The 14,913-nt window shown below is 46.0% G+C and carries 19 protein-coding genes; 6 read left to right on the top strand and 13 right to left on the bottom strand.

Annotated elements, in window-relative coordinates:
* Positions 1–36: 36 nt before the first annotated feature.
* From rmuC to VIM72_RS18835, 4 genes are all read right to left on the bottom strand, one after another.
* On the bottom strand, positions 37–1,482 hold the full coding sequence (gene rmuC / locus VIM72_RS18850; protein WP_332004374.1) for a DNA recombination protein RmuC: 1,446 nt from the start codon (positions 1,480–1,482) through the stop codon (positions 37–39).
* A gap of 141 nt (positions 1,483–1,623) precedes the next feature.
* Complete coding sequence (locus tag VIM72_RS18845; protein WP_332004373.1) at positions 1,624–2,700, bottom strand: iron-containing alcohol dehydrogenase family protein; 1,077 nt, start codon at positions 2,698–2,700, stop codon at positions 1,624–1,626.
* Positions 2,701–2,720: 20 nt separating this feature from the next.
* Positions 2,721–3,446: a 3-deoxy-manno-octulosonate cytidylyltransferase gene (gene kdsB / locus VIM72_RS18840; RefSeq protein WP_332004372.1), complete on the bottom strand. Its 726-nt coding sequence runs from the start codon at positions 3,444–3,446 to the stop codon at positions 2,721–2,723.
* Between the two features lie 68 nt (positions 3,447–3,514).
* Positions 3,515–4,705, bottom strand: coding sequence for a DegT/DnrJ/EryC1/StrS family aminotransferase (locus VIM72_RS18835; protein ID WP_332004371.1), 1,191 nt, complete (start codon positions 4,703–4,705; stop codon positions 3,515–3,517).
* 120 nt (positions 4,706–4,825) lie between these two features.
* Between VIM72_RS18835 and VIM72_RS18830 the strand changes: the two genes are divergently transcribed.
* Positions 4,826–5,263, top strand: coding sequence for a nuclear transport factor 2 family protein (locus VIM72_RS18830; protein ID WP_332004370.1), 438 nt, complete (start codon positions 4,826–4,828; stop codon positions 5,261–5,263).
* A gap of 117 nt (positions 5,264–5,380) precedes the next feature.
* Here VIM72_RS18830 and VIM72_RS18825 read toward each other — a convergent pair whose 3' ends face one another.
* Entirely contained in the window at positions 5,381–5,569 is a 189-nt protein-coding gene (locus tag VIM72_RS18825) for a hypothetical protein (protein WP_332004369.1), read from the bottom strand.
* 380 nt (positions 5,570–5,949) lie between these two features.
* Between VIM72_RS18825 and VIM72_RS18820 the strand changes: the two genes are divergently transcribed.
* Positions 5,950–6,495, top strand: a complete 546-nt coding sequence (locus VIM72_RS18820) for a CAP domain-containing protein (protein ID WP_332004368.1) — start codon at positions 5,950–5,952, stop codon at positions 6,493–6,495.
* Here VIM72_RS18820 and VIM72_RS18815 read toward each other — a convergent pair whose 3' ends face one another.
* Together VIM72_RS18815 and VIM72_RS18810 are read right to left on the bottom strand one after the other, a co-directional pair.
* A complete protein-coding gene (locus VIM72_RS18815) occupies positions 6,496–6,765 on the bottom strand; it encodes a hypothetical protein (protein WP_332004367.1) in 270 nt (89 codons plus the stop codon).
* Between the two features lie 15 nt (positions 6,766–6,780).
* Positions 6,781–7,530 (bottom strand): glycoside hydrolase family 25 protein, encoded by a 750-nt coding sequence (locus VIM72_RS18810; RefSeq protein WP_332004366.1) that lies wholly within the window; start codon positions 7,528–7,530, stop codon positions 6,781–6,783.
* Positions 7,531–7,662: 132 nt separating this feature from the next.
* Here VIM72_RS18810 and VIM72_RS18805 point away from each other — a divergent pair, with 132 nt between their 5' ends.
* The 3 genes from VIM72_RS18805 (at position 7,663) to VIM72_RS18795 (ending at position 10,923) form a co-directional block, all read left to right on the top strand.
* Positions 7,663–8,688, top strand: coding sequence for an SPASM domain-containing protein (locus tag VIM72_RS18805; protein WP_332004365.1), 1,026 nt, complete (start codon positions 7,663–7,665; stop codon positions 8,686–8,688).
* Positions 8,689–8,854: 166 nt separating this feature from the next.
* A complete protein-coding gene (locus VIM72_RS18800; protein ID WP_142684573.1) occupies positions 8,855–9,217 on the top strand; it encodes a BlaI/MecI/CopY family transcriptional regulator in 363 nt (120 codons plus the stop codon).
* A gap of 5 nt (positions 9,218–9,222) precedes the next feature.
* Positions 9,223–10,923: a TonB family protein gene (locus VIM72_RS18795; protein WP_332004364.1), complete on the top strand. Its 1,701-nt coding sequence runs from the start codon at positions 9,223–9,225 to the stop codon at positions 10,921–10,923.
* On the opposite strand, the gene VIM72_RS18790 is transcribed toward VIM72_RS18795, so the two are convergent.
* Genes VIM72_RS18790 through VIM72_RS18780 form a run of 3 tightly spaced genes read right to left on the bottom strand, consistent with a single transcriptional unit; the run spans position 10,871 to position 11,919 of the window.
* Complete coding sequence (locus VIM72_RS18790; protein ID WP_332004363.1) at positions 10,871–11,218, bottom strand: hypothetical protein; 348 nt, start codon at positions 11,216–11,218, stop codon at positions 10,871–10,873. The two genes, VIM72_RS18795 and VIM72_RS18790, sit on opposite strands and share 53 nt — an antisense overlap.
* A 20-nt stretch (positions 11,219–11,238) precedes the next feature.
* On the bottom strand, positions 11,239–11,700 hold the full coding sequence (locus tag VIM72_RS18785) for a hypothetical protein (RefSeq protein ID WP_332004362.1): 462 nt from the start codon (positions 11,698–11,700) through the stop codon (positions 11,239–11,241).
* Between the two features lie 24 nt (positions 11,701–11,724).
* Positions 11,725–11,919, bottom strand: coding sequence for a YtxH domain-containing protein (locus VIM72_RS18780; protein WP_142684569.1), 195 nt, complete (start codon positions 11,917–11,919; stop codon positions 11,725–11,727).
* A 206-nt stretch (positions 11,920–12,125) separates the two neighbouring features.
* On the opposite strand from VIM72_RS18780, the gene VIM72_RS18775 reads away from it, so the two are divergent.
* Positions 12,126–13,202 (top strand): AI-2E family transporter, encoded by a 1,077-nt coding sequence (locus VIM72_RS18775; protein WP_332004361.1) that lies wholly within the window; start codon positions 12,126–12,128, stop codon positions 13,200–13,202.
* On the opposite strand, the gene nadD is transcribed toward VIM72_RS18775, so the two are convergent.
* The 3 genes from nadD to paaC all read right to left on the bottom strand — a co-directional run.
* Entirely contained in the window at positions 13,203–13,772 is a 570-nt protein-coding gene (nadD, locus tag VIM72_RS18770; protein ID WP_332004360.1) for a nicotinate (nicotinamide) nucleotide adenylyltransferase, read from the bottom strand.
* 83 nt (positions 13,773–13,855) lie between these two features.
* The gene (gene paaD, locus VIM72_RS18765) at positions 13,856–14,350 is read right to left on the bottom strand and encodes a 1,2-phenylacetyl-CoA epoxidase subunit PaaD (RefSeq protein ID WP_332004359.1); all 495 of its coding nucleotides are present in this window, start codon (positions 14,348–14,350) and stop codon (positions 13,856–13,858) included.
* 2 nt (positions 14,351–14,352) lie between these two features.
* The coding region (gene paaC / locus VIM72_RS18760; protein ID WP_332004358.1) for a 1,2-phenylacetyl-CoA epoxidase subunit PaaC at positions 14,353–14,913 on the bottom strand (561 nt) is incomplete at its 5' end.

Here is a 14,913-nt window from a genome sequence, read left to right as displayed (position 1 = left end):
TCACTGTGAGCCGCACATCTTCCTACACATTCCTGTTTACTGCTCCGTAATCTCTTCGTCCGGACTTGCTTTGGCGGGAATCACGGTGATCTGCTCCTCATCAGGCAATGACGGGTCCTCCGTTGCAGCTATCTTTAAATTTTTAGGCAGCTCTTTCTTATTGTCGAGCCCAAGTTTACGCATTCTTTCCGCACGGCCTACGAGATTACCATTCCCGACAGAAAGCTTATTCATAGCATTTTCATAAACCCCCTGGCTTCTTTTCAAATGCTCCCCGATCAGCCCCATATCTTCTGCAAACCCTACAAACTTATCATACAAAGCACTTCCCTGTCTTACAATTTCCTCCGCGTTTTTATTCTGTTTATCCAGTCGCCACATATTATCAATTACCCGGAGCGTAGCCAGTAAGGAGGGTACACTTACCAATATGATCCTTTTACGGAACGCGAAATCATACAGGTCTTCATCTACCTGCATAATAGCAAGTGCATAGGCCGGCTCAATGGGAATAAACAACATCACAAAGTCCGTGGTGTTCTTGTACAGCGTATGATATGCCTTAGCGCTCAGTTCTGTTACATGGTTCTTTACCGACTGCAAATGCATCCTGAGCGCCTGCTTCTTCTCTTCCTCACCGGTAGCGCTGCAATACTGTTCATATGCTTTCAGGGATACCTTGGAATCTATCACCAATTGCCTGCCCTCCGGCAGCTGCAATACCAGGTCTGGCTTTCTCAGCTGCCCTGTTTCATCCCGCTGTGCATCCTGGGTGAAATAATGTACGCCCTTTTCCAGCCCGGAAGCCTCTAATACCCTTTCCAGGATCATTTCCCCCCAATTTCCCTGCTTCTTCGTATCTGCTTTGAGCGCATTTGTCAGGTTATTGGCTTCTTTCGACAATGTTTGATTAAGCAGCAGCAGCCGTTGTAACTCATTCTTCAATTCTGTGCGCTGTGCCGTTTCGGCTACAAGCGATTGCTGTACACTGCTGCGGAAGTTATCGATCTTCTCCGCCAGCGGCTTCAGCACATCATCCATTTTCGCTTTATTCTGCTCCATGAATGTACCGGAAATCCGTTGCAACAATTGCTGTGCGGTATTCTCAAATTGTATCCTGAAATCCTGCTGCACCTGTTGTAACCGCTCTTTTTCCCCGCTCAGTTGCAGCTGAAGATATTTATTCTGCTCCATGATGCGCCCCTGCTCAGACATCAGCACGGAAAACTCTTCATTTAACCGTTCCAGTTGCTCCTGCTTCTCTTTTAACAACATCCCTTTATCATCCAGCATGTTCTGCAGGTATTCCTGCCTGGCTTCCAGCAGGTTATACTTTTCCTGCAAAGAAGCCTGACTCGCCTGCCAGGCGCCCTGCTGCTGAGCGAGCGTCTCCTCTCCGGCCTGTTGCCGCTGCCGGGCAACAAACAACAGGTAGCCGAGCACCAATATGACAATTCCCGAAATGACAATTAATATGATCATGATAAATTCCTCTGTTAGCAAAATAGCCTGTTACTACGCACTGGATTTGCGTTGAGACAGACTAGCATCTCCCTAAAATAAAAAAACAGGAACAACCGGAATTATTCCGCCCGTTCCTGCTTCCAATATAATTAAACCCTGTTATAAACGCTCGTACAGCTTACGCAGCCTTTCACGGGTCATAATCTGCTGCCAGTCTTTACCCAGCGCATTTTCCCACAAAGGAGCCATACCCAGCGATACATTGATCATCGTTTCAAACTGCTCGTCTGTTAAGCCTTTGGTAATACCCTGCGGGATAGTGATGTTATGCTTTTTCACCATCTGCTTGAATTTTATCACTCCTTCCGGATAAAACTCCTCCAGCTTATCAAACACAATACAGTTACCAATACCATGTTTGGTGCCGAGCAAATATGCCAGCCCGTAACTCACTGCATGCGCCACCCCCACCTGTGAATAGGCAATGCTCATCCCCCCTGCATAAGAGGCCATCATCAGCTTTTCATCGGCATCATCATCCCAGTGTTCCTTCTGCAGGAAAATTTCTTCACACAGCTCCTGCGCCTTCTCTCCGTATGATTTACTGAATGCGTTCAGATAAGTGCCCTCCAGCGATTCCACACAGTGAATAAAACAGTCCATCGCCGTATAAAAACGCTGGTTCGCCTCTACTGTTCTCGTCAGCGAAGGATCCAGCACAATCTGGTCAAACGGCGTAAAGTCAGAATTCATTCCCAGTTTACGGGTAGGCCCTGTTAACACACAGGTACGGCTTACTTCCGCTCCTGTACCGGAAATAGTAGGTATGCCCACTTTATAAACACCCGCTACTTTCACAAGATCCCAGCCCTGGTAATCAGCAGATGAACCAGGGTTGGTCATCATCAGCGCCACGGCTTTGGCCATATCCATCACAGATCCGCCGCCAATACCAATGATACCGGACACCGTACCGAATTCTGCTTTGAGCTCATCCCGGATCTTGTCTACGGTTTTGGTTTTAGGTTCATCAGTTACGTCAATCACTACAATTTTATCCTTCCCTTCCAAAGGGATACGGGCTAAAAATTCGTTCTTATCCTGGAAATACTCGTCCACGAAAAATATCATGGGAGCATCGCCTATGCGCCTGGGGGCCAGTATTTCACCCAGCTGATCAAAACATCCGCTGCCGTAAACCACGTAGTCCACCATTTTAAAATTCCTGAATTTCATATATCCGTAATAGTTAGGTGTTATAAAAGTTTTGCTGCTTTTTCCAGGTCCTCGGGGGTATCTATTTCCACGCCCATGTATGAAGTCACTACCATTTTCATGGGAATGCCGTTCTCCAGGTAACGTAAACATTCAATCTTTTCCGCCGCCTCCAGCGGCGTTACCTCCAGCTGTGTGAAGTCGAGCAGTGTTTGCTTGCGGAATGCATATATGCCAATGTGCTCGTAATAAATGCTTTTAATATCCTTATTCCGCGGGTAAGGAATAACGGAACGGGAAAAGAATAATGCGTTGAAATTCTTGTCTACCGCTACTTTCACATAATTAGGATCCTCTATAGACGCCTGGTCTTTCAGTTCCTGCATCAGTGAAGCTACCTGCACTTTCTTTCCTTCTTCTCCTTCAAATACCTTCAACAGTTTTTCCAGTGGCTCTTTTTGTGTAAACGGTTCGTCGCCCTGCACATTCACCACAATATCCACCTCCATATCTACAACGGCTTCGGCTATACGATCTGTGCCGCATTCATGCTCCTTTTTGCTCATAACAGCCTTCCCGCCGTTATTCACAATCTCATTATAGATCAGGTCACTGTCTGTCACTACCATTACATCGTCAAAAACCCCTGTATTTACTGCAGATTCATACGTTCTGAGTATTACTGTTTTATCGCCCAGCTTGGCCATCATTTTACCAGGAAAACGGGACGCGCCATAACGGGCAGGTATCAACGCTATTTTTTTCATGTAGTCTGATTTTAACTGCAAAAGGCGCAGGCAAAAAATATATATCGCCCACGCCTTTACCAGATCAATTATAATGCGCTTTTCACTGCTTTCACCAGTTTTTCTGCCCTCTCCTGTATCTCGGCATCGCTCCAGCTCAGGTTGATAGGGGTAGAAATGTTCCTGCCGATAATAGCATCTGAAGCCGGGAACTCTTTGGTTTTATACACTTCCATGGCCTGTTTCAGTTCTTTGGCAAAAGGAGTTAATACACTGCCTTGCTTAAAATGCTGCCATTGACGGATATAGTGCCAGTTGTTCTCATAATAATGAAACGCCACCAGTCCGGCTGCTTTCATTGCTGCAGCCGCTTTGGCCGCCTGCGCGGTTTCCGGCAGGAAAAATGAAAGGAAGGTGGCACTGTCGCCGGCTTCGTCCGGCAAACGGCGGAAAGTTATACCTGGTACTGTAGCCAGGGCATCCTTGAATATTTTCTTGGTTTTACGCTGTATTTCCAGAAAAGTATCCAGTTTGCGGATTTGTGCCAATCCCACTGCTGCATGCAGCTCGGAAATACGGTAGTTGTAGCCGATAAACGGATGAAGGTCCGCTCCCCGGTCTGCGCCCAGGTGGTCATGCCCATGGTCCGTATAGCCGTCACATTTAGTATAAATATCTTTATTGTTGGTGATGATCGCCCCGCCTTCTGCGCAGGTAATCGTTTTTACAAAGTCAAAAGAGAAGGTTCCGGCATCGCCGATGGAGCCCAGCGCTTTTCCTTTGTAAGATGCACCAAAGCTCTGGCAGGCATCTTCAAGAAGGAACAGGTTATGCTTTTTGCAGATGGCCTGTAATGCATCCAGGTCTGCCATTGCCCCGCACATATGCACCGGCATAACTGCTTTTGTACGCGGGGTAATAGCGGCTTCCACGGCTTTGGGGTCAAGCGTCAGGGTATCATCCACATCTACCAGTACCGGAGTAGCGCCTACGGAAAACACCGATTCAAAGCTGGCCACAAAGGTAAAGGTCGGCATAATGATCTCATCGCCGGCTCCCAATCCCAGGGCGGCCATAGCGGTGGTTAATGCAGCCGTACCACTGGAGGCAAGTTGGGTATACTGTACATTCAGTTTATCGCAAATGGCCTGTTCCAGCTCCTTTGCTTTCCAGATGCCTTTACGCGGACCATCAAATCCGTAGCGCATCATGATCCCTGTTTCCAGTACATCGTTTACTTCTTTCCTTTCCTCGGCTCCAAATAGTTCAAATCCGGGCATAAACTGTTGATTTTAAAATATAATTTTGAATGAGTGCTTTTTTAAATAGTGCTGCAAAGTTACTATAATAGGCATTGCATTACATAGGAAAAACTGTTTATCTTTTGCTAAAAATTCACCATGCGTTTTGCACTGTTTCTTACCCTGTTGGGCCTTTTTGCTGGAATGCCCACCCGCGCCCAGAAAGCCGGTTCCTCCGATCAGCAGCAGATTACGGCTTTAATGTCTATCCAGACATCTGCCTGGAATAAAGGGGATATAGACGGCTTTATGGCCACCTACTGGCATTCCGACTCCCTGCTTTTTATTGGTAAAAACGGGGTCACTTATGGGTGGCAGGCTACGCTGGACCGCTATAAGAAAACCTATCCCGATGCCGCTGCTATGGGCAAGCTGGATTTTAAATTACTTGAATTCAAATCCCTGGCGCCCGGAACATATCTCTTAATAGGAAAATGGCACCTGGAAAGGACTATCGGCAACCTTGAGGGCCACTTTAGTCTCATCTTACAAAAAATAAAAGGACAGTGGAAAATTATTGCTGACCACAGCAGTTAAAAAAAAACCATCCCAGGAATAGGATGGCCGCTATACACCACAACATTAAAGAAGTTTGGCACTTCTTTATTTTTAGAAATAAATTTCAGTTGTTTTCATTCCGATATGGTAAAATGTTCAATGCGATGATTTTTTCCCTTTTTCCTCGTTATCTCTCACCACTTTGTTCTCTTTCTCCGGCTTTTCAGACAAATCGCCGTGCAACGGGTTGCGGTTGATGGTCCCTTTATCCTGCGATAAAATATCTACCGGCCTCTTCTTTTTATCATGATGTTCGCCGGTATGATCTGTTTCCTTCTTTTTCATAATCTCTTTTTTTGAAGATGAAAATATGGGAGATGTAAAGTTGACAACAAACACTATTCCACCCGCCCAACAGGCCATTTTGCAGACATAGCGAACTGGTTCCGGGGCATCATCTCCACAAAACCCTGATGCACAGTGAGAAAGAATAACAACACCACTGATGCAGCAATATGACAGTTATGATTAACATTAGATTTACAAAAACTATGTTCCATATCTCATGTCTACACACTATCTTCGGTGCCTCAATACAATTTTAACCCGTAACCTCTGATCAACCACGAGTAGTTTTAATCAAGTTCCTTCCTAAAGCCGATTTTAGTTTTAATCCAAGTCCTGTTTAGAACCCGGTATCTATTTACTATAACTTATTACTGGTTATGTCCGGGAAAATTATGCGTGTTGCCACCACTTTGCTGGCTGTTATTATTTACTGCAGTTGTAATAAAACAACAGGCCTAGCCCCCGAAGAGCCGGGAAAAATATCTCCTGCAGATACCTCCACGGTACCTGAAAACAAAGTGGATCGCAGCGCCCTGTTAATGCTGGTAAACGGGTTACGCAGCCGCGGCTGTAACTGCGGCACCGATAAAATGCCGGCCGTAGGCCCACTCACATGGAACGGCCTGCTGGAAAGAGCCGCCTACGACCATAGCAAAGACATGGCACTGAATAATTATTTCAACCATACCGGCCTCAATGGTTCCACACCGGGCTCACGGCTCGATGCCGCCGGCTATAAATGGAACTATTATGGCGAAAACATTGCCACCGGGCAACTCGACGAACAAGCCGTGATACTAGGCTGGCTGAACAGTCCAGCTCATTGCCATAATATGATGGATGCGAAATTTACAGAGATAGGTGTTGGCCGCTATAATAACGCCTGGACAATGGAGCTGGGCCGGCGATCCGTGGCCCGGTAATCAGGGAGCGCTCATTTTTTTACGCCACAGGCGCCATACGAAATAGAGATAGGCAATCATCGAAATCCCAAACCAGGCATAGAAAAAGATCATCCTGCCGGGGGTAGATTCCTCCGGTACTGCAAATCCCAGGTACAAGCCCAGGAATACATTGATCATCATCCAGAAAAAACCAATAAAAATGGTCCTCATAATCTTTATAAGGAAATGAAACAACTCATAATCCATTTTATTGGGATCTTCCGGCGGTTTGTCCTGTTCTTCTTCCATAACCTGTTTATGATGCTAAGGTATGCATAGTTTTGCCAGGTCTGTACTATCACCCTTAAATACATTGAAATCCACCGTGGTCCGGATACCATTCACCCGGCCTATGTCGCTGTGCTGCCAGAACAACCAGGCCCTGTCGGAACGGGGGCGCTCCTTCTGGTAATAATGCGCGATCCACAACGGGTAACGGTCAAATTCGCTGCCAAGATATGTTTCGTAAAAATGAATGTTTGTGTAGATGATCGGTTTTACTTTGTATACTTTCTCCATTTCCTCCAGCCAGATCTTCGCAGTGCTCCGGATCACCGCCGCAGGTTGATTGTTGCTGGTTTCAATATCCAGTACCGGCGGCAGGTCGCCCGATTGCAGGTCCGCCACATTGTGAAAGTTAATCGCTTGTTTCAAAGGATCACGGGTGGCATAAAAGAAATGATAGGCCCCCCTGATTAAACCAGCCTTCCCTGCCCTGTCCCAGTTTTGTTTGAAAGCAGCGTCCTGCCGTGTAATGCCTTCCGTGGCTTTTATAAACGCAAAGGATATACGAATTTTATCTACCTGCATTTGTTTTACGGCAGCCCAATTGATGTCTTTCTGAAATTTGGAAACATCTATACCATGAATCTTGTAATTCACCGGCATATCAATGCCGAATTCTTCATACCGTACAAATTTCACCTGTTTTTCCAGTCCGCGCCACCACAGGTAAGCCGCTGTGGCCAGTACTGTCAGGAATATCAATAATAATCGGATCCGGATGCTTTTCACTTTTTCTTGCTGTTAGTTGCAGGTAATTGGGTCAGGATGCTCTAATAAATACCGGCAGCCCTACTTTTTACAGCAAGTATAGGCTATAATTTGTTTAAAGAAGCTACTTTTACAATGGTCAAGTGATTTTTTATGCCCGATTTTAACCTGAAGGATACCCTTAATTTGTTTTCCAAGTTCACACTGCGCCGCGGTTTAAATGCCGGCAAAGTACTCGGAAGCTATTTTATGAGCAAGTGGACCGGCAAGCCGGTGCAGTGGGGCTACCCCATTTCTATCTCTTTTGAGCCCACCACTTCCTGTAACCTCCGTTGCCCGGAATGCCCCAGCGGTCTAAGGGCCTTTACACGGCCTACCGGTATGCTGGAACAGGATTTCTTCAGGAAAACGATCGACGAAATTTCCAAAGAACTACTATACCTCATCTTTTACTTCCAGGGAGAGCCATATCTCAACACAGGGTTCCTCGACATGGTAAAGTATGCGGCAGGCAAGGGAATTTATACGGCTACCTCCACCAACGCACATTACCTCACTGACGCCAATGCTAAAAAAACGGTGGAAAGCGGGCTTGACAGGCTCATCATCTCCATTGATGGTACTACCCAGGACGTATATACGCAGTATCGCGTAGGTGGTCATCTCGATAAAGTAATACAAGGGGCAAAAAACATCGTAAAATGGAAAAAAGAGCTTAATTCATCCAAACCTTTCGTTTTTTTCCAGTTTCTCGTTGTAAAGCCAAATGAGCACCAGATAGAAGATATTAAACGGTTGGCCAAAGAAATAGGTGTTGACCAGGTGCGGTTCAAAACCGCGCAGGTATATGATTATGAAGAAGGCAACCGCTTAATTCCCACCATCGATAAATACTCCCGTTACCATCGCAATGAAGATGGCACTTATACTATCAAAAATAAACTCGGGAATCATTGCTGGCGCCTCTGGCATTCTCCCGTGGTTACCTGGGACGGACTGGTGGTGCCCTGCTGCTTCGATAAAGATGCGCAACACCGCCTGGGCGATCTGAAAAAAGAATCGTTCAAAGCGCTGTGGCATAATAAAGAGTATATCCGTTTCCGTAGTGAAATCCTTGAATCCCGTAAAAACATAGATATCTGCGCCAATTGCAGCGAAGGCACCAAAGTATGGGGATAACCTGAAACAAAGCCCCCTTATTTTAAATCGTTACAAGGGCACCAACAGGATAGCTTCCATCTTTCCTGAAATTTTTTCCTGTTGACACTCAACACCTTAACTACATTTATAGTTTATTACTACAAAAATAGTTTTTAAACTACAAAAATAGTTATAGATTAGTGTTATGAAAAAGCTATCCCGTAAAGAAGAAGAGTTAATGCAGGTGATGTGGGACCTGGAAAAAGCATTTGTAAAAGATGCCATAGAACAGCTCCCTGATCCCAAGCCGCATTACAACACCATTGCCACGCTGATGAAGCGCCTTGAAGAAAAAGGGTACCTCGCCCATCATGAATATGGTGGTTCCTTTGAGTATTACCCCATCATCGCCAAGGAAAGTTATAAGGACACTTTTATGAAAAAGGTGCTCAATACTTTCTTTGATAACTCCTATCTCAATATGCTGGCCTACTTCGCCAAAGAGGAAAAAATAAGTGCGGAAGAAATGAAAGCGCTGGTGAAGATGATTGAAAAAGATAAAAAATAACGTGTATGCCTACCCTGTTTATTTACATACTGCAAACATCCTGCGCGATGGCCCTTTTTTACCTGCTATATATCAGCTGCTTTAAAAAGGAAACATTTTACAGGTACAACAGGATCCTGTTGCTGAGCGCTTTCATATTTTCAGCAGTGCTGCCGCTGCTGCCTATTCCCGCGCTTCGCTGGGTAGAAAAACCGGTGGAAAACGCGTCTCCCGTAAGCGTTTATTTCAATGATAACGCACACGTACAAACGCTGGTGCCGCAAGTAGCAGCGGCACATCACTGGTGGGACCCGCTTATGCAGCATGCCGGCACCATTTTGCTTACAGCCTATATAACAATAGCCACCATACTGCTGCTGATCCATTTGTTACAGCTGCTGAGAATCAGGCGGATGGCAGCATCCGGTCATGCGTATGAACATAACAACATTCGCTATGTACAGCTTCCTGGTATAACAGCGCCTTTTTCTTTCCTGAGAACTATATTTTTTGATCCTAACGCACACGCCCATACGGAGCTTCAGCATATTCTCCGGCATGAGGAAGCCCATGTGCAGCAATACCACTCTGCTGATATGCTGCTGTCTGCCCTGTACTGCTGCATTTGCTGGATCAATCCCTTTGCCTGGCGCTGTAAGAGGGCTCTGCAGTTAAACCTGGAGTTCCTGGCAGATGAAGCCGTTATCCAAACCACAGATGCCCCTGACGCCTACCAGTACAGTCTACTGAAAATAGGCCTGAAAGGAAGCCCCATAGCAATTGTAAATCATTTCAGTAAGTCATTCATTAAAAACAGAATACTCATGATGAACAAAACTCAATCTCCCCGGTTACGTACCTGGCGGTACCTGCTGCTACTGCCGGTACTTGGGCTGGCAACCGGGCTACTGGCCGCTACCGCCCCTTTCTCCGCAAAAAACGACACAGGTAGTAAGTACCTGGCCACAGCAAATGGCCGGATCTATGGAGTGGTTACTCCTTTAACTTCTGATAAGGACTTTGCGGAGATGAAAGAAGTGTTGCTAACAAAAGGAATAACACTGAACATCCCGGTACTCAAACGTAATGAGAAAGGGGAAATCACGGAAATTGATTTCAAAATGTCGGCGGATAAGTGGGCAATGCGTGAAACAATGGAACATCCGTTTACGCCTTATTTCTTTTATTGTGCTCCGCAGGAAAGCGGAATAGGCCCTCTTCCGATGATGAATTGCCCAAGAAGCCTGCAGGACCTCGCCCTGGCAGAGGGTAATGGAATGGCGAAAGGGATTACTACTGACTCCACCTTTTTGAATCGTTTTCCCGGTGGGGAAACTGCCTATCGCAAAATGTTTGCAAAAAATGTTCGCTATCCGAGAGCAAGCCAGGAAGACAAAAAGGCTGGAGTGGTCACACTGCAACACAAAATTCAACCCAGCGGCGCTATCAATGGTATAGAGGTGCTGCAAACCCCGGATAAAGCGCTCGGCGATGAGGTAAAACGTGTTTTAGAGATGCTCCCCGCCTTTGCAGCGGCGCCTTCAGGGAAAGTTGTTACTGTTTCGCTGCGCATATCGTTCATGCTGGACAATGGTACAGGAGACTATATCAAAGGACCCGATGCCGACAATGCGGACATAATAGTTGTGGGTTACTTACCCAAACCTATTTCCTTTATTCAGCCGCTGGTTCCTTCTTCTTTCTTCGGCTCTTCGTCACCTTGTTGAATAGGTTGATACCCAGTTGAACGCCTACAAATTCCAGTACCGTCATTAATGCCCCGGTAGCAAAATTCTTGAATTTACCACTTCCCCACGCGATCTTGGCCACATTCATGGCCATGTTCAGGGCACCGCTATGTTTTGCGCTACCGGGGATAACGGCGTTCAGGGCCATCTTTTTATAGTTGTCCCTGAAGTAATCCACCCTGTTACCCATTTCATTTTCCAGCTGCCTGGATTTCATTTTCAACCGGGCAATTTCCAGCTCCAGTGATTCGAAGCTGTTTATTTTCTTACTCATGTGTAAACATTTATCATTGTTTATCCTTTCATGGTATTTTCAGTGGCCTCTTCATCCGGAACATAACCGGGATCTTCCGGTTGTTCCTTTGGCCGCTGATTGTGAATATGATTGGAATGCTCATCCTGGTCAGTAATTTCATCGACCAGCTCAGTAATCAGCAACCGGGACAACGGGCGCTGTATCAACTGTACCCTGAACAGCAGGATAACAACAAATAACAGGATGAATAGCCCGGCTGCACAGCTGAAACCAATAGCAAAACTATTCGTCATTTCCCCGATCCAGAAGCCCACTACCATTCCAAGAAATACAATCACAAAAAAGAACAGCAGGAAAGCCATCAAAAGCGAGAAGAATAATCCCAACGCTTTTGACAGCTTTCCTGCTGCCTGGAGCTTAATCAGGTCCAGTCTGGTTTCCAGGTACTCCCTGGCCACTTTTCCCGTTTGGTTAAAGTAGTTGCTGAAATTATCTTCCATGCAAATCAGTTTATTCAGATAGGGTTATGCCAACTCGTTCTCCAATTCATCCTGGAACTGATCTTTTCTTTTTCTCCATTTTTCTTTCAGCTTTTCAGACTGATCTTTTAATTTTTCTACCAGTTCATCTTTCTTGTCGGAATTAAGGAAATAACCTACCGCAACGCCAACGGCTGCACCTACAATAAATGAAACCACGGCTTTGGAACTTGTACTCATAACTAAGGTTTTTAAGATGTTATAAATTAGGTTTTCTTTTTTGGTACCATAGGTTCAACAAACATTATTCCATAAATACCATTTGAATAAAAAGCTATGTTAAACCCGGCTAAATAAGAACAAGCGCCCCGCAATTTTGTTTATGGTTCAGAAAAGCAGCCGGTCTGTTTTTTGACATACCGGATAATTACACGATATTATGTACTATGAGCTATCTTGATAACGACCGCCTTAAACAAATTGGCTTCCTTTTACTGATCCTTTTCCTTGCCGTGCTCCTGTTTATGGAGATGTTTACCTTTTTCCCGGGCTTTCTTGGAGCCGTAACCCTGTATGTGATCAGCAGGAAATGGATGTTCAAACTTGTAGAACAACGCAAATGGAGAAAAAGCCCCGCTGCCGCCCTGCTGATGGTGCTCTCTTTCCTGGTGATCCTGCTGCCTATAGGGATGCTTATCAACATGCTTGGAGCTAAAGCTGCTTATGCCGCCAATCACTCTACAGAGCTGATCAACAGTCTGAAACAAACCAATGCCCAGCTGGAAAACGCCCTGGGCTTCAGCCTGCTCACCCCGGAACGGCTACAGAAAATCCAGGAGGGTGTAACCGCCTTTCTGCCAGGGTTCCTCGGCGCCACTTTTAATACCCTTACCACCATCGCACTGATGTATTTTATGCTGTACTTTATGCTGGTCAATGGCCGGAAAATGGAGGAGAACCTGTATGAATATATTCCCCTGAAAGATAAAAATGTGGAAAGACTGGGTAAAGAGTTCAACACTTTGGTAATTGCCAATGCCGTAGGTATTCCGCTCATAGCGGTGGTACAGGGAATTATTTCTTTAATCGGGTACCTGATATTCGGGATTCCCCAGCCCTTTTTCTGGTTTGTTATTACCTGTTTCACCGCCATGCTGCCTGTAATTGGCGCGGCTGCAGTGTATGTGCCACTTGGCGTTTACCTGCTGGCCTCCGGCAGCACCTGGCAGGGAATTGCTGTACTGGTGTATGGATTCGGCGTAGTGGGCACGTCCGACAATGTTGCCAGGATGTTGCTGGCCAAAAGAATTGCCGATGTACATCCCCTCATTACCATATTCGGTGTAATCATTGGCGTTAGTCTTTTTGGTTTCATCGGCCTGATCTTCGGCCCACTGCTCATCTCCATGTTCATCCTTTTACTGGATATCTATGGAAATGAATTTGTGGTCAAAAGAAGGGATATCGCCCAGAAAAAACCTGCTGCAAATATTGATATCCACGATACACCCGGAACAAAATGATCAGCGGTAATAATTGTTTTCAGAGATATAATTAATCACGCTGTCGGGCACCATATAACGTACCGATTTACCTTCTTTCAGCCATCTGCGGATATCTGTTGCGGAGATGTCGAGCATGGGCGCATCCAGTATTTCAACCTTGGCGCCAAAGGTATCTGTTACTTCATGTCCCGGCCGGCGGTAAATATATATCGGGTAGTTTTTTACGATCTGCTCATAGTTTTTCCAGCGTGGTAAATTCTGAAAACTATCGCTTCCCATTATGATAGCAAATTCCTGCGTCGGAAATTTTTCCTGTAAATAAGTCAGGGTATCCACCGTATAGGAAGGCCGGGGAAGGGAGAATTCAATATTGCTGGCACGTAGCCGCACTTCATCCTTAATGGCCATTTCCACCAGGTGGAAGCGGTCGTGCTCATTCAGTAAGGCCGACTGTGGCTTCAGCGGGTTATGCGGCGAAACTACCAGCCATACTTTATCAAGATCAGTATTGTGCGCTACGTAATTGGCAATGATCAGATGCCCCGTGTGTATAGGATTAAAAGACCCAAAATACAAGCCTATTCTCATGTTTTCATTGTATAAATTGCCAATGGCTACTTCATTAATGCGTGTAAAAATAGGTATTTATAGCCGGAACACGGAAATAAGGCTTATTCCAATGGTTTGAACTGCTCAAACACCTGGCCGCAGGCTTTGCAAAAATGAATAGCACGGCACAACGTGGAGCCAAAAGGAGAACGCAGATATGTTTGTTCACTCCCACAATGAGGACAGGGAACCTCCATCATCATTTCAGTGCTTACCTCGCCGGTCAGCACCTTCGGAGGCGCTATCCCAAAGGCTTTCAGCTTTTCTTTGGCGGCAGCCGTCATCCGGTTGCTTTGCCAGTGCTCCTGTTTATCTACTTCAACGTTAACGGTTATACCAAGTTCACTTTCCAGCACCGTTTTTATATTATGCCGTATATAGCCCACCGCCGGACAGGCAGCAAATGTAGGGATCATTTTTATGTGCACAGCGGCGGTATCCAGGGTTACTTCCGTGATCATGCCCAGGTCTACTACGCTCAACACCGGGATTTCAGGGTCCATTACGTGGCCCAGCGACTCATACACTGCTGCTATGGTAATTGTTTCGGACGACATAGTTACCAGCTGGCCTCCGCATCCAGTTTAAATACTTCGCTCATTTCTTTTAACAGCGGCTGCAGGTGTGGTGTATGCCTCCCATGACGACCTCCGTATGCCGGCACAATATCACTGATTTCAGGCAGGTTAAGCGATGCCTTCACCAGCACCGGGTAAACGCGGTCAAGCCAACGCTGGTACAATACATGTTCGCCCGGGTACACCTTATCCGCTATCAGCGCTTCTTCATACTCCTGCGATGGTTCAAAAATGCCGGCCGCCAATGCAAATGCCTGGTTCAACGCCCTCTGCATACGGTTGTAACTTTCTTCCCCCGCCCTGCTCAGCTGCATGATCCAGGCATTGGCATGCAGCGTATGATATTTCAGTTCACCTTTTACTTTTTTACTTAACAACCGCAATGGCTCATAACTGCTGTCCTGCAAGCTCTCATAACGGATCGCTTCTGCCTGGTCAAATAAAAAGTGCCGCATCAGGCTGAAATCATATTCACCATTGGGCATCTCCACCAGGTGCGATGATTTAAACTCCTTCTCCGGCCGCAGAAAAGCAAATGCATC

Source organism: Chitinophaga sp. (assembly GCF_036569185.1).
Taxonomy (GTDB): Bacteria; Bacteroidota; Bacteroidia; order Chitinophagales; family Chitinophagaceae; genus Chitinophaga.
The sequence above is the reverse complement of the archived record's forward strand: the minus strand, read 5'-3'. Positions and strand labels throughout refer to the sequence as shown.

Coding starts and splice junctions, on each gene's coding strand:
- nadD (WP_332004360.1), bottom strand. CDS start 13,772: ATGAGAATAGGCTTGTATTTTGGGTCTTTTAATCCTATACACACGGGG.
- VIM72_RS18845 (WP_332004373.1), bottom strand. CDS start 2,700: ATGAAATTCAGGAATTTTAAAATGGTGGACTACGTGGTTTACGGCAGC.
- VIM72_RS18775 (WP_332004361.1), top strand. CDS start 12,126: ATGAGCTATCTTGATAACGACCGCCTTAAACAAATTGGCTTCCTTTTA.
- rmuC (WP_332004374.1), bottom strand. CDS start 1,482: ATGATCATATTAATTGTCATTTCGGGAATTGTCATATTGGTGCTCGGC.
- VIM72_RS18800 (WP_142684573.1), top strand. CDS start 8,855: ATGAAAAAGCTATCCCGTAAAGAAGAAGAGTTAATGCAGGTGATGTGG.
- VIM72_RS18790 (WP_332004363.1), bottom strand. CDS start 11,218: ATGAGTAAGAAAATAAACAGCTTCGAATCACTGGAGCTGGAAATTGCC.
- VIM72_RS18820 (WP_332004368.1), top strand. CDS start 5,950: ATGTCCGGGAAAATTATGCGTGTTGCCACCACTTTGCTGGCTGTTATT.
- VIM72_RS18785 (WP_332004362.1), bottom strand. CDS start 11,700: ATGGAAGATAATTTCAGCAACTACTTTAACCAAACGGGAAAAGTGGCC.
- VIM72_RS18795 (WP_332004364.1), top strand. CDS start 9,223: ATGCCTACCCTGTTTATTTACATACTGCAAACATCCTGCGCGATGGCC.
- VIM72_RS18805 (WP_332004365.1), top strand. CDS start 7,663: ATGCCCGATTTTAACCTGAAGGATACCCTTAATTTGTTTTCCAAGTTC.
- VIM72_RS18835 (WP_332004371.1), bottom strand. CDS start 4,705: ATGCCCGGATTTGAACTATTTGGAGCCGAGGAAAGGAAAGAAGTAAAC.
- VIM72_RS18825 (WP_332004369.1), bottom strand. CDS start 5,569: ATGAAAAAGAAGGAAACAGATCATACCGGCGAACATCATGATAAAAAG.
- VIM72_RS18815 (WP_332004367.1), bottom strand. CDS start 6,765: ATGGAAGAAGAACAGGACAAACCGCCGGAAGATCCCAATAAAATGGAT.
- paaD (WP_332004359.1), bottom strand. CDS start 14,350: ATGTCGTCCGAAACAATTACCATAGCAGCAGTGTATGAGTCGCTGGGC.
- VIM72_RS18780 (WP_142684569.1), bottom strand. CDS start 11,919: ATGAGTACAAGTTCCAAAGCCGTGGTTTCATTTATTGTAGGTGCAGCC.
- VIM72_RS18830 (WP_332004370.1), top strand. CDS start 4,826: ATGCGTTTTGCACTGTTTCTTACCCTGTTGGGCCTTTTTGCTGGAATG.
- kdsB (WP_332004372.1), bottom strand. CDS start 3,446: ATGAAAAAAATAGCGTTGATACCTGCCCGTTATGGCGCGTCCCGTTTT.